The sequence below is a fragment of the Phreatobacter oligotrophus genome (assembly GCF_003046185.1).
Lineage (GTDB): Bacteria > Pseudomonadota > Alphaproteobacteria > Rhizobiales > Phreatobacteraceae > Phreatobacter > Phreatobacter oligotrophus.
Window position 1 is genome coordinate 442,319 of sequence record NZ_PZZL01000004.1, and the last position, 12,862, is coordinate 455,180.

The 12,862-nt window shown below is 66.6% G+C and carries 10 protein-coding genes and 2 tRNA genes; 1 reads left to right on the forward strand and 11 read right to left on the reverse strand.

Going from position 1 to position 12,862, the window contains the following annotated elements; translation table 11 throughout:
• Positions 1-2: 2 nt before the first annotated feature.
• The 5 genes from C8P69_RS11885 to C8P69_RS11905 form a co-directional block, all read right to left on the reverse strand.
• A complete protein-coding gene (locus C8P69_RS11885; RefSeq protein WP_108177336.1) occupies positions 3-602 on the reverse strand; it encodes an NADH-quinone oxidoreductase subunit C in 600 nt (199 codons plus the stop codon).
• A gap of 9 nt (positions 603-611) precedes the next feature.
• Positions 612-1,193 carry a NuoB/complex I 20 kDa subunit family protein gene (locus tag C8P69_RS11890; RefSeq protein WP_108177338.1) on the reverse strand — a complete coding sequence of 194 codons (582 nt, stop codon included), beginning with the start codon at positions 1,191-1,193 and terminating at the stop codon, positions 612-614.
• A 10-nt stretch (positions 1,194-1,203) separates the two neighbouring features.
• Positions 1,204-1,581, reverse strand: a complete 378-nt coding sequence (locus tag C8P69_RS11895; RefSeq protein ID WP_108177340.1) for an NADH-quinone oxidoreductase subunit A — start codon at positions 1,579-1,581, stop codon at positions 1,204-1,206.
• Positions 1,582-1,845: 264 nt separating this feature from the next.
• Positions 1,846-3,084, reverse strand: coding sequence for an outer membrane protein (locus C8P69_RS11900; protein WP_170118219.1), 1,239 nt, complete (start codon positions 3,082-3,084; stop codon positions 1,846-1,848).
• Positions 3,085-3,434: 350 nt separating this feature from the next.
• Positions 3,435-3,511, reverse strand: a tRNA-Asp gene (locus C8P69_RS11905).
• A gap of 244 nt (positions 3,512-3,755) precedes the next feature.
• Here C8P69_RS11905 and C8P69_RS11910 point away from each other — a divergent pair.
• Entirely contained in the window at positions 3,756-5,735 is a 1,980-nt protein-coding gene (locus C8P69_RS11910; RefSeq protein WP_108177344.1) for a methyl-accepting chemotaxis protein, read from the forward strand.
• Positions 5,736-5,805: 70 nt separating this feature from the next.
• Here the strand turns inward: C8P69_RS11910 and C8P69_RS11915 are convergent, their stop codons facing one another.
• From C8P69_RS11915 to clpP, 6 genes are all read right to left on the reverse strand, one after another.
• Complete coding sequence (locus C8P69_RS11915) at positions 5,806-6,903, reverse strand: AbrB family transcriptional regulator (RefSeq protein ID WP_245902003.1); 1,098 nt, start codon at positions 6,901-6,903, stop codon at positions 5,806-5,808.
• A gap of 132 nt (positions 6,904-7,035) precedes the next feature.
• Positions 7,036-7,111 (reverse strand) — tRNA-Val (locus C8P69_RS11920).
• Between the two features lie 124 nt (positions 7,112-7,235).
• Positions 7,236-7,547 (reverse strand): HU family DNA-binding protein, encoded by a 312-nt coding sequence (locus C8P69_RS11925; protein WP_170118223.1) that lies wholly within the window; start codon positions 7,545-7,547, stop codon positions 7,236-7,238.
• Positions 7,548-7,708: 161 nt separating this feature from the next.
• Positions 7,709-10,132 carry an endopeptidase La gene (gene lon, locus C8P69_RS11930; protein ID WP_108177350.1) on the reverse strand — a complete coding sequence of 808 codons (2,424 nt, stop codon included), beginning with the start codon at positions 10,130-10,132 and terminating at the stop codon, positions 7,709-7,711.
• Positions 10,133-10,514: 382 nt separating this feature from the next.
• The gene (clpX, locus tag C8P69_RS11935; RefSeq protein ID WP_108177352.1) at positions 10,515-11,771 is read right to left on the reverse strand and encodes an ATP-dependent Clp protease ATP-binding subunit ClpX; all 1,257 of its coding nucleotides are present in this window, start codon (positions 11,769-11,771) and stop codon (positions 10,515-10,517) included.
• A 286-nt stretch (positions 11,772-12,057) separates the two neighbouring features.
• Positions 12,058-12,690, reverse strand: a complete 633-nt coding sequence (gene clpP, locus C8P69_RS11940) for an ATP-dependent Clp endopeptidase proteolytic subunit ClpP (RefSeq protein WP_108177354.1) — start codon at positions 12,688-12,690, stop codon at positions 12,058-12,060.
• Between the last annotated feature and the right edge of the window lie 172 nt (positions 12,691-12,862).

A 12,862-nucleotide genomic window follows, 5' to 3' on the forward strand; every position in this document is an offset into this window, starting at 1 on the left:
GGTCAGTTCGCCTTGGCTTTCTCGTCACCGGGCAGCACGTAGTCCGTGCCTTCCCAGGGGGAGAGGAAATCGAACTGCCGGAACTCCTGCGCCAGGCGCACCGGCTCGTAGACGACGCGCTTCTCGGCATCGTCGTAGCGGACCTCGACGAAACCGGAGGTCGGGAAGTCCTTGCGCAGCGGATGGCCGTCGAAACCGTAATCGGTCAGCAGGCGGCGCAGGTCGGGATGGCCGGTGAAGAGCACGCCGTAGAGGTCGTAGGTCTCGCGCTCGAACCACAGCGCGCCCGGGAACACATCAGTGGCGGAGGCGACCGGCGTCTTCTCGTCCGTCTGGATCTTGATGCGGATGCGGCGGTTCATCTTCGGCGACATCAGGTGGTAGACCACGTCGAAGCGCTTGGCGCGCCCCGGATAATCCACGCCGCAGATGTCGATGATGTTGCGGAACAGGCAGCCCGCATCATCCCTGAGGTGCGTGAGGATGCGGATGATCTCGCCCGCTTCCGCCTCCAGCGTCAGTTCGCCATAGGCGACGGCCGCGCTGGTGACGGCGCCGGGCAGCGCCGCCTTGATCGTTTCGCCGAGCTCTTCAAGCGACATGATGTCCCCTCACCGCTCGATCGTGCCGGTGCGCCGGATCTTCTTCTGCAGCAGCAGCACGCCGTAGAGCAGCGCCTCGGCCGTGGGCGGGCAGCCCGGCACGTAGATGTCGACCGGGACCACCCGGTCGCAGCCGCGCACCACCGCATAGGAATAGTGGTAGTAGCCGCCGCCATTGGCGCAGGAGCCCATGGAGATGACGTAGCGCGGCTCCGGCATCTGGTCGTAGACCTTGCGCAGGGCCGGGGCCATCTTGTTGGTCAGCGTGCCGGCGACGATCATCACGTCGGACTGGCGCGGCGAGGCGCGCGGGGCGAAGCCGAAGCGCTCGACGTCATAACGCGGCATGGAGAGCTGCATCATCTCGACCGCGCAGCAGGCGAGGCCGAAGGTCATCCACATCAGCGAGCCGGTGCGCGCCCAGTTGATGAGATCGTCCGTCGCCGTGACGATGAAGCCCTTGTCGGCGAGTTCGTTGTTGATGCCGGTGAAGAACGGATCGGCGGCGCCCAGCGGGCGGCCGTCGGCACCGACGAGGCCCTTGGGGGCCGGAGCGACGAGCGGATCGCCGCGATCGAGAGCGGTGGCCATGGTCAGAACCTCAATCCCACTCCAGGGCGCCCTTCTTCCATTCGTAGACGAAACCGATCGTCAGCACGCCGAGGAAGGCCATCATGGACCAGAAGCCGAAGACACCGACCTCTCGGAACGCCACCGCCCAGGGGAACAGGAAGGCGACCTCGAGGTCGAAGATGATGAACAGGATCGCGACGAGATAGAACCGCACGTCGAACTTCATGCGGGCATCGTCGAAGGCGTTGAAGCCGCACTCATAGGCCGACAGCTTCTCGGTGTCGGGCCGCGAGAAGGCGACGAGGAAGGGCGCGACGAGGAGACCGATGCCGATGACGCCGGCCAGGGCGATGAAGATCACCAACGGCAAATAGTCGCTCAGGAGAGCGTGGGTCGCAGCCTGCATTGCAGGGCCTCCTTCGTGGCCGACCCCGGGCCTTGAGTCCCCGCCGGAGCCGACATCGAGGATGCCTTACTCCCTCCCCTGTTGCGGTGCAAGCAGCGGGCAGACCTTCGAGAGTCGCATTCCCTGGAAACGTTATGAAAATGGGTTCGGGCGACGGAGATTCACTGCCGTCGCCCGATCACATAAGGACTTTTGCTGGTGTTTGGCGCCTGATTCGCCGGCTGCCGCCTTTTGGCGGACAGCCCCTTCGCGCATCCGTGCCCGTCAGTAGCGGGCGACGACGGCGGCCGTCTCGCCACCGAACTTCCAGGACAGGCCAAGCCGCGCCCGGCCGCTCTCCACCCGGTAGCGCAGCGGCGCGATGACGTCGCGCGTCGTGCCGAAGCTGTGGATGTATTCGGCGCGCAGGCTGAGGTTCGGGGTGAGCAGGGTCTCGACGCCGCCACCGAGCTGGAAGCCGTGGGTGACGTCGCTGGCGTTGAACACCGGCGAGCTCAGCTTCACGTGGGTGAAGCCGTAGCCGGCCGAGACATAGGGCATGACCGAGCCGCCAAGCACGTAGCCGAGGCGGGCCCGCACGCCGACATCCCAGTCGCCAGCCAGCGAGGCGTTGAACAGGCCGGTGTTCAGCGACGTCTTCGCCGCCGACAGGCTCGCATCGGCCTCGACGCCGAGCACCACTGAGGTGCCGGCGAACTGGTGGTCATAGCCGGCGAGGATTCCCCCGAAGAGGCCCTGGGCGCCAAGGCCGCGCAGGCTGAACAGGCCCGGCACGCTCAGGGTCGTGTTGGCGAGGGCGTAGCCGCCCTGGACGCCGATGTGGAAACCGCTCCAATTGCCCCGCCGCGGCGCCGCGAAGGCAGCCTGCTGCGAGCCGCCGAGACCAAAGCGATAGGTCACGCCCGCCCGCGCCGTGCCGACCTGCGGGCGCAGCGAGAGGCCGGGAATGGGGTTCAGGGCATTGGTGAAGGTGTGGACATATTCGGCATGGGCGAACCAGTTGCCGGCGATCCGCGTCTCGACGCCGCCGCCGACCTGCCAGCCATTGGTGGTGAGGCCGAGCGAATTGCCCGCGACGGAGACGCTCGCATGGCCCTGGCTCCAGCCGGCGGTCGCATAGACCATCGTCTCCGGCGTCAGCAGGTAGCCCGCACGCCCCCTCACCGCCCAGCGGCGGTCGGCTGAAATCTTGGCGGTCTGGCCGAGGAGACCGAGGGTCGTGTCGATCCGCGACAGGTCGCCCTCGATGAGCGCGCCGATGACGAAGCGCTGGGCCACCTGCCAATCTGCGCCGATCTTGCCGCCGATCAGCCAGCCATTGGCGCCGACGCCAGAGAAGCTGGCGAAGCCAGGGACCGAGATGGTCGTGTTGGAGAAGCCGTGGCCGGCATGCAGGCCGCCATAGAGCGCGGTCCAGGAGAAGCCTTCGGCCACGACGGTGGCGGCAACCGGTGAACGCGGCATGCCGAGATCGGCGGCCTGGACCTGCCCAAGGGCAAGCATGGAACATAGGACCGAAGAGGCGGTGACGAAACGCATGATACACCCATCCCTGAGTATTCTTATTGGTGCCGACAGCACTGTTGCGGCCGGCAATACACCACAGGGATGCCTGAGAATCCATGGGATTCCCACAGCATAGTTACGTGACGCAATGTTGCTGCATATGGCGCCCGATTTACGTCATCTGAATACCGTAGGACGCTGCGTCATCCACAGTGGTGTGACATTGTTGACGCAAGGGCAGCCCGAACCACAGCCAGTCCCGGGGACTTGATGGCGAGCAGACGCAAGGCCCGAGGGGACCCAACGCTGATGGCGATGTGGAGAAGGGGCGCTCCCGACGGAGCGAATGGCGCGGGCGACGGGGCTCGAACCCGCGACCTCCGGCGTGACAGGCCGGCACTCTAACCAACTGAGCTACGCCCGCGCGCTGCTCGGCGCGCTGTGACGTGCGCCGGTCGAGGCCGCGGGAATTACGGGACCCTCACCGGCCTGTCAAGGCGCTTTGTGGAGATGGTCCAAAACCCCTCCCCGGTGGCTCCATGCCAGCCTCTCCCGCATAGCCCCCAAGCCCATAAGGCACGGGCCATTGCAGCCTTTGTTAACTCTCAACGCGTGTACTGGGGGCGGGATACAAGGCGCGCCAATGCGCCGGACGGGAATGACGCTCAATGACTTTCAAATCTCTCTTTCAGCTGCGCAGCATCGGCGCGAAACTCACCCTGTCGGTCACCGCGACGGCTCTCGTGGCGGCAGGCGTTGTCGGCGCTGCCAGCTACTTCCAGCAGGACGCCCTCTCCGATCAGGCGATCGAATCGGCTCTGGTGCAGCGTTACGAGGCCGTGGTCGCCGCGATGGCCGAACAGGGGCAGCGCGCAGAGGCCGCCTCCCGCGCCCTCGCCAATGACCCTCGCGTCACCGCAGCCTTCGCCAGCGGGGATCGCCAGGCTCTTCTGACAGCGATGAAGGACCTCGGCGAACCCTTCCGCACCGGCCTCGGCCTTGGCCTGATCTCCTTCCAGAGGGCTGATGGCACCGCCTTCGCCCGCGTGCATGCGCCGGATGCCTTCGGCGACAACGTGCTCGCCCGCCGCAACACCATCCGCAGCGCCGTCTCCTCCGGCTCGGTGGTGACCGGCATCGAGCCCGGCCGCGACAATGTCTCGATCTTCGCCGTGACGCCGGTGCGCGCCGGCGGCCAGATCGTCGGCGTGACCGATGTCGGCGCAGCGCTCGGTGTCCCCTTCCTCAACGACCTGAAGCGCCGCTTCAAGGTCGATATCGCCATGCACCTTGTTCAGGACGGCAAGCTGAACTCGCTTGGCGCCACCTTCGCCGAGAAGACGCTGCTGGATGTCGCTGTCCACCAGGGCGCCATGCAGCGCACCAGCCAGTGGGCCGAATCCACCATCGGCGGGCGCCCTGTCGCCGTCCTCGCTGGCCCGCTGCGCAATTTCTCCGGCCAGCCCATCGGCACGCTAGAGGTCGCCGTCGACACCACCGCCTTCGTCGGCGCCCGCAACACCGCCATGCTGATCCTGCTGGGCGTGCTGATCGCTGTCGCCGCCGCCGGCACGCTGATCGCGATGCTGCTGACCCGCCACCTCGGCAAGCCCATCCGTGAGCTCAACGACACCATGACCGCGCTGGCGAGCGGCACCCATGACGTCGCGGTTCCCTCGACCGCCCGCCAGGACGAGATCGGCGACATGGCCCGCTCGGTCGAGGTCTTCCGCGAGAATGCCGTCGCCCGCGCCCGCCTCGAAAGCGAGACCGAGGCCGAGGCCCGCGCCCGCCAGGAACGCCAGGCCCGCATCGACGCGCTGATCCGCGACTTCTCCGGGTCGATCGGCGAGGTTCTCGCCGGCGTCGGCGACAATGCCGGCCGCATGGAGGAGACCGCCCGCACCCTCACCGGGATCGCCGCCGCCGCCTCGCAGCAGGCGGGCCAGGCCTCCGGCGCCTCGCGCCAGGCCTCCGACAATGTGCAGTCGGTGGCCGCCGCCTCAGAGGAACTCTCCGCCTCGATCAACGAGATCGCGAGCCAGATCGGCCAGACCAACACCGTGGTCGAGCGCGCGAGCACGGAGGCGCAAGGGGCGAGCCAGCGTGTCCGCGTCCTCGCCGACGCTGCCGGCCGCATTGGCGAGGTCCTGAACCTCATCCGCGCCATCGCCGAACAGACAAACCTCCTCGCCCTCAACGCAACCATCGAGGCGGCTCGTGCCGGCGAGGCCGGACGCGGCTTCGCCGTCGTCGCCTCCGAGGTGAAGTCGCTGGCCGGCCAGACCGCCAAGGCGACGGAGGAGATCGCCGCCCAGATCGGCGCGGTGCAGGAGGAGACGGCGACCGCGGTCACCTCGATCGAAGCCATCGCCGAGACCATGCAGGAGGTGGCGCGCTATGCCTCCGCGGTAGCCGCCGCCATCGAGCAGCAGCGCTCGGCCACCGGCGAGATCTCGCAGAACGTCCAGGCGGCCGCGACCGGCACGGCCCATGTCGTCGACAACATCACCGGCGTGACGGAAGCCTCGGCAGAGACCAATGTTTCGGCGACGGCGGTGCTGGATGCGGCGCGCAGCCTCTCCGGGCAGTCGCAGGCGCTCTCCCGCTCCATCGAGACCTTCCTGTCGGCGGTCCGCGCCGCCTGACGCCCCGACGCGACCGAACACGACGAGGCCCGCCCACCGGCGGGCCTTTGTCGTTCAGACGGTTCGTCATTCAGGAGGGCGGCCGTGCCGGCATCAGCCAGGCGAAGGTCATGGGCGCCGCGATCATCGTCAGGAAGACGCGGATGATGTGGAAGGCGGCGACGAAAGCGACCTCGGCATGAAGCGCGACGGCGATGAGCGCCATCTCCGTCAGGCCGCCGGGTGAATAGGCGAGCAGCAGGGTGACCGCGGGAAAGCCTGAGAGTTGCGACACGACGAGCGCGAAGGCCGTCATCCAGGCCATCAGGATGAGCGTCGAGCCGACCGACAGCGCCAGGACCCGCCAGACCACATGGCTCGCCGTGCCGGCGAATCGGCAGCCGACGGCGACGCCGAGCACCAGCTGGGCGGCATTGACGATCTCGAAGGGCGGCTTGAAGTCCGACAGGCCGGTGACGTGGATCGCCGCGCTGACGATCATGCAGCCGAGCAGGGTCTTGGCCGGCAGCCGCAGCACATGCCCGAGGAAGGCCCCGGCGAAGCCGCAGACGACGAGCAGCGCCTCGGCCGCCAGCGGGGCATCGAACATCGACACGCCCGTCACCGGCCGGTCCAGGCGGATCCCTTGCGTGAACTGGATGATGAAGGGCAGCGTCATCACCACCATGAGGATGCGCGCCGAATGGACGAGGGCGATGATGCGGGCATCCCCTCCCCGCTCCTCGCCATAGATCACCATCTCGACGAGGCCGCCGGGCATGCCGCAGAAGAAGGCGGTGACGCGGTCATAGCCGCCGACGCGCCGATAGTACCAGACGACCGAGGTGCCGCAGGCCGTCATGAACAGGACGAGGCCGGCGAGCGGCACGATCCATTGCGGCACTTGGCCGATGATGGCGGGGGAGAACCCGGAGCCCAGCATGACGCCGATGATCGCCGACATGGGCGAGCGGATGACGCCGGGCGCGGCGACCGGCACCCGCACGAGCGCGGCGATGGTGCAGAAGGTCATGGCCCCGAGCATCCAGGGCAGCGGCAGCCTGAGCTTGTAGAAGAGCGCGCCGCCAATGATGCCGAGCGCCAGCGCGAGGGCGAAGCGGCGATAGGGGAAGACCGAAGGCGCGAACTGGGCGATCCCGCTGCGCAATTCGGCAAGCCAACTCGTCACGTCACGCCACCCCCTCGCCTCGTCCGGCCCAGCCGCGCATAGCATGGCCGCCGATCGGCGAAAGGCGCAAAAATACGGTGTCAGGGCAAGGATGCGGCAGGCGCGGGGCGGATGGGCCTGCAGGCCGGGCGATGGTGGGCAGTGACGGGCTCGAACCGCCGACATCCTGCGTGTAAAGCAGGCGCTCTACCAACTGAGCTAACCGCCCTCGCCGTGTCCGCATGTAGACCGCCATCGGCCGTCAAACAAGGGTCGGACGCGGCGGTGCTGTGAAAGCGAAAGCGCCGCCGGACCCATGTCCGACGGCGCTTTGCATGAAAGCGTCACTCCAATCAGGAGTTGACGGCGTCCTTCAGGCCCTTGCCGGCCGAAAACTTCGGGGCCTTCGAGGCCTTGATCTGCACGGGCTTGCCGGTGCGCGGGTCGCGGCCCTCGCGGGCAGCGCGCTTGGTCACCGAGAAGGCGCCGAAACCGACCAGCTTCACGTCGCCGCCGGCCTTCAGCGTGGCGGTGATCGCGTCGAACGTGGCATCCACTGCAGCACCCGCCTGCGCCTTGGTGAGGCTGGCGGCTTCGGCGACCGCGGCGATCAGTTCGTTCTTGGTCACGGGCTGTTCTCCTTCAGTTTGCGCCGATCCGGGAATACGCGATTCCGTCGCCGACGGGCGTCTCGTTTGCCGCGCCACAAGCGCGAAAGCAAGGAAAATGCTGGCTTTGCGCGCCCGGTGTGGACGATTTTGGGGCCTTTCAACAGAAAACCCCGGGCAACAAGGCCCGGGGTTTGGAATGGTTCCAGAAAAAGGCGTCAGTGAGCGACGACGGCCGCCGGATCCTCGTCGGCCCTGCGGGCGGCGAGAGGCTCGGCCTCCTCGTCCCACTGGACCGGTTCCGGCTGGCGGATGAGGGCGTGCTTGAGCACCTCGTCCATCCGCGAGACCGGCACGATTTCCAGACCGTTCTTCACGTTGTCCGGAATCTCCGCGAGGTCCTTGGCGTTCTCCTCGGGGATGAGGACCTTCTTGAGGCCGCCGCGCAGTGCCGCGAGCAGCTTCTCCTTCAGGCCGCCGATGGGCAGAACCCGGCCGCGCAGGGTGACCTCGCCGGTCATGGCGATGTCCTTGCGGATCGGGATCCCGGTCATCACCGACACCATGGCGGTGGCCATGGCGATGCCGGCGGAGGGACCGTCCTTCGGGGTGGCGCCCTCCGGCACGTGAACGTGCACGTCGCGCTTGTCGAAGAGCGGCGGCTTGATGCCGAAATCGAGGGCCCGCGACCGCACATAGGAGGCGGCGGCCGAGATCGATTCCTTCATCACGTCCTTGAGGTTGCCGGTGACGGTCATGCGGCCCTTGCCGGGCATCATGACGGCCTCGATGGTGAGCAGCTCGCCGCCGACCTCGGTCCAGGCGAGGCCCGTGACGGCGCCGACCTGGTCCTCGGTCTCCGCCATGCCATAGCGATAGCGCGGCACGCCGAGATATTCCTCGACCACCTTCGGGGTCACCTTGATGGTCTTCTTCTTGGTCAGCGTCAGGTCCTTCACGCCCTTGCGGACGAGGTTGGAGACCTCGCGCTCGAGGTTGCGGACGCCGGCCTCCCGCGTGTAGCGGCGGACCACCAGCATCAGCGCCTCGTCGGTGATCGACCAGTCCTTCGCCGTCAGGCCATGCTTGGCAATGGCATTCGGGATCAGGTGGTTCTTGGCGATCTCGCGCTTCTCGTCCTCGGTGTAGCCGGCGATGCGGATCGTCTCCATGCGGTCGAGCAGCGCCGGCGGGATGTTGAGCGTGTTCGCCGTCGTCACGAACATCACGTTCGACAGGTCGAAATCGACCTCGAGGTAATGGTCGTTGAACGTCGTGTTCTGCTCGGGATCCAGCACCTCGAGGAGCGCCGCGGAGGGATCGCCGCGGAAGTCCTGGCCCATCTTGTCGATCTCATCGAGCAGGAAGAGCGGGTTGGCCGTCTTCGCCTTCTTCATCGACTGGATGATCTTACCCGGCATGGAGCCGATATAGGTGCGCCGGTGGCCGCGGATCTCGGCCTCGTCACGCACGCCGCCGAGCGAGATGCGCACGAACTCGCGCCCCGTCGCCTTGGCGATGGACTTGCCGAGCGAGGTCTTGCCGACGCCGGGCGGGCCGACGAGGCAGAGGATCGGGCCGGTGAGCTTGTTGGCGCGCTGCTGCACCGCCAGGTACTCGACGATGCGGTCCTTGACCTTGCCGAGGCCGAAATGGTCGGCATCGAGGATCGCCTGGGCGCCGGGCAGGTCCTTCTTGATCTTCGACTTCTTGCCCCAGGGCAGGGACAGCAGCCAGTCGAGATAGTTGCGGACCACCGTGGCCTCGGCCGACATCGGCGACATCTGGCGCAGCTTCTTCAGCTCGTGATTGGCCTTGTCGCGGGCCTCCTTCGAGAGCTTGGTGCGCTTGATCTTCTCCTCGAGCTCGGCGAGTTCGTCCCGTCCGTCCTCGTCGCCGAGTTCCTTCTGGATCGCCTTCATCTGCTCGTTGAGGTAGTACTCGCGCTGGGTCTTCTCCATCTGCCGCTTGACGCGGGTGCGGATCTTCTTCTCGACCTGCAGCACCGAGATCTCGCTCTCCATCAGGCCGAGCGCCTTCTCGAGGCGCTTGGCGACGTCGATCGTCTCCAGCACCGCCTGCTTGTCGGAAATCTTCACCGCCAGATGCGATGCCACTGTATCGGCGAGCTTCGAGGGCTCCTCGATCTGGCTGACCACCGAGACGATCTCGGGCGAGACCTTCTTGTTGAGCTTCACATAACCTTCGAACTCGGTGACCACCGAGCGGGCAAGCGCCTGGACCTGCACCTTGTCGCCGATCTCGTCGGCAACGGCGCTGGCCTCGGCCTCATAGAACTCCTCGCGGCCGGAATAGGCGCCGATACGGGCGCGCGACACGCCCTCGACCAGCACCTTCACGGTGCCGTCGGGCAGCTTCAGGAGCTGCAGCACCGAGGCGAGCGTGCCGATCTCGTAGATCGCGTCCGGCTCCGGATCATCGTCCTGCGCCTTCTTCTGGGTGGCGAGCAGGATGTGCGTCTCGGCGCGCATGACCTCTTCCAGCGCGCGGATGGACTTCTCGCGGCCGACGAAGAGCGGGACGATCATGTGGGGGAAGACCACGATGTCGCGGAGCGGCAGAACGGGGAAGGTTTTCACCTCGCCGGGGTTGAGGGGCGGACGCTTCTTGGCATCGCTCATGATTCACTCGTCCTTTCGTCGACACGCCGCGAAGCGGCCCGTGAAGGCCCGCGCCGACGGCGGCGCTCGGATGATCCGGGAAAGGGGTCACGCAACGGAGGCGCGGGGGCGGCGGCGGGATTGAGGCCCGCCCGGAAGCTCTGGCGGCTTCCTTCGGAGGTCTCGAGGCGCTTGGCCGACCTCGGGCGGAACTCCTGCCCCGGGGTCTGTCGGTCACCATTAGGTGGCGGTGCACACCCCGGGTGTCAAGGAGCGCCGGGGATAGGTCGGACGGCGGGCGGAACCATCGGCAGGAATGCCACATTCGCTGGTGGCGCGGCCTTGCCGCAATGCAAAAGGGCGGGCCGAAGCCCGCCCCTCAAATGCTGCGCGAGGACGAGAATCAGGCGCTCTGCGCCTTCTCCTTCTCGGCATAGATGTAGAGCGGCCGGGCCTTGCCCTGCACGACCTCCTCGGAGATGACCACCTCCTCGACGCCTTCGAGGCCCGGCAGGTCATACATCGTGTCGAGCAGGATGCCCTCCATGATGGAGCGCAGGCCGCGCGCGCCGGTCTTGCGCTCGATGGCCTTGCGGGACACCGCGCCGAGCGCGTCCTCGTGGAAGGTCAGGTCGACGTTCTCCATCTCGAACAGGCGCTGGTACTGCTTCACGAGCGCGTTCTTCGGCTCGGTGAGGATCTTCTTCAGCGCGGTCTCGTCGAGGTCCTCAAGCGTCGCCAGCACAGGCAGACGGCCGACGAACTCGGGGATGAGGCCGTACTTCAGCAGGTCCTCGGGCTCCACCTCGCGGAAGATCTCGCCGGTGCGGCGCTCTTCCGGGGCGCGAACCTTGGCGCCGAAGCCGATCGAGGTCCCCTGCCCCTTCTGCGAGATGATCTTCTCGAGGCCGGCAAAGGCGCCGCCGCAGATAAAGAGGATGTTGGAGGTGTCGACCTGCAGGAACTCCTGCTGGGGATGCTTGCGGCCGCCCTGCGGCGGCACGGAGGCGACCGTGCCCTCCATGATCTTCAGCAGGGCCTGCTGCACGCCCTCGCCCGACACGTCGCGGGTGATGGACGGGTTGTCGGACTTGCGGGAGATCTTGTCGATCTCGTCGATGTAGACGATGCCGCGCTGCGCCCGCTCGACATTGTAGTCGGAGGCCTGGAGCAGCTTGAGGATGATGTTCTCGACGTCCTCGCCGACATAGCCGGCCTCGGTGAGGGTCGTCGCGTCGGCCATGGTGAAGGGCACGTCGAGGATGCGGGCCAGCGTCTGGGCGAGCAGCGTCTTGCCGGAACCGGTCGGGCCGATCAGCAGGATGTTCGACTTCGACAGCTCGACGTCGTTGTGCTTCGTCGCGTGGTTGAGCCGCTTGTAGTGGTTATGGACGGCCACGGAGAGGACGCGCTTGGCGTGGAACTGGCCGATGACATAGTCGTCCAGGACCTTGCAGATCTCCTTCGGCGTCGGGATGCCGTCCTTGGACTTGACCAGCGAGGACTTCGATTCCTCGCGGATGATGTCCATGCACAGCTCGACGCATTCGTCGCAGATGAACACGGTGGGTCCGGCGATCAGCTTGCGGACCTCGTGCTGGCTCTTGCCGCAGAACGAACAATAGAGCGTGTTCTTCGCGTCGGTGCCGGCCTTGCTCATCATCTCTCTCCAACGCGACCCTGACCTTGCGACCCGGATCGTCTGACGCGAGGCCCCTTGCGGACCCTCTCGATGTCTCGGCCCCCCGGCTCGCCGATTGGCTCTTAGCCAAACATGGTGCGACCCACGGGATCAAGAAAGGATTAACGCTATTTCGTCACGTGCGTTTCATCTAGGGCCCGCACGTGCCCGTGGATCAGTCTATGCAAGGCCCGGGCCGCCGATGGTGTCCCAAAAGCGACACCGGGCCATCAGGCGCCGGTCACCCGGCGCGCCGCGGCAAGGCTCACGCCTTGGCCTCGGCCTCCTCGGAACGCTTCTCGATGACCTCGTCGATGAGGCCGAACTCCTTGGCCTTCTCGGCGGACATGAAGTTGTCGCGCTCGAGCGCCTCCTCGATCTCCTTCAGCGTCCGGCCGGTGTGCCGCACGTAGACCTCGTTGAGGCGACGCTTCAGCTCCTTGACCTCTTCCGCATGGATGAGGATGTCGGTGACCTGGCCGCGATAGCCGCCCGAGGGCTGGTGCACCATGATGCGCGAATGCGGCAGGGCAAAGCGGTTGCCCTTGGCGCCGGCGGTGAGCAGCAGCGAGCCCATCGAGGCGGCCTGGCCCATGCAGAGCGTGGTGACCGGCGGCTTGATGAACTGCATCGTGTCGTAGATCGACATGCCCGCCGTGACGACGCCGCCCGGCGAGTTGATGTACATGTTGATCTCCTTCTTCGGGTTCTCCGACTCGAGGAACAGGAGCTGGGCGACGATCAGCGTCGCCATGCCGTCCTCGACGGGGCCCGAGAGGAAGATGATGCGCTCCTTCAGGAGGCGCGAATAGATGTCGTAGGAACGCTCGCCCCGGTTGGTCTGTTCGACCACCATGGGGACCAGGTAGTTCATCAGCGTGTCGTGCGGGTCTCTCATCGTCTCTGGTCCTTTGGGGTCGCGAGCGGGGCGCAGCTTTCCCCGAATCTCTTTGACGACATCCTAACGGCAATGCGCATTCGCCGTGAAACCGCGACCCTCGTGATGAAGATGGCGGAAACGAGAAGGGCCGCACGCGGCGGCCCTCCCCTCACAGGAACGTGTCCGTCGC

What these genes read in the sequence shown, in the direction of transcription:
- C8P69_RS11885 (WP_108177336.1), bottom strand. Translation starts at nt 602, where the DNA reads ATGTCGCTTGAAGAGCTCGGCGAAACGATCAAGGCGGCGCTGCCCGGC.
- C8P69_RS11890 (WP_108177338.1), bottom strand. Translation starts at nt 1,193, where the DNA reads ATGGCCACCGCTCTCGATCGCGGCGATCCGCTCGTCGCTCCGGCCCCC.
- C8P69_RS11895 (WP_108177340.1), bottom strand. Translation starts at nt 1,581, where the DNA reads ATGCAGGCTGCGACCCACGCTCTCCTGAGCGACTATTTGCCGTTGGTG.
- C8P69_RS11900 (WP_170118219.1), bottom strand. Translation starts at nt 3,084, where the DNA reads ATGCTTGCCCTTGGGCAGGTCCAGGCCGCCGATCTCGGCATGCCGCGT.
- C8P69_RS11910 (WP_108177344.1), top strand. Translation starts at nt 3,756, where the DNA reads ATGACTTTCAAATCTCTCTTTCAGCTGCGCAGCATCGGCGCGAAACTC.
- lon (WP_108177350.1), bottom strand. Translation starts at nt 10,132, where the DNA reads ATGAGCGATGCCAAGAAGCGTCCGCCCCTCAACCCCGGCGAGGTGAAA.
- clpX (WP_108177352.1), bottom strand. Translation starts at nt 11,771, where the DNA reads ATGAGCAAGGCCGGCACCGACGCGAAGAACACGCTCTATTGTTCGTTC.
- clpP (WP_108177354.1), bottom strand. Translation starts at nt 12,690, where the DNA reads ATGAGAGACCCGCACGACACGCTGATGAACTACCTGGTCCCCATGGTG.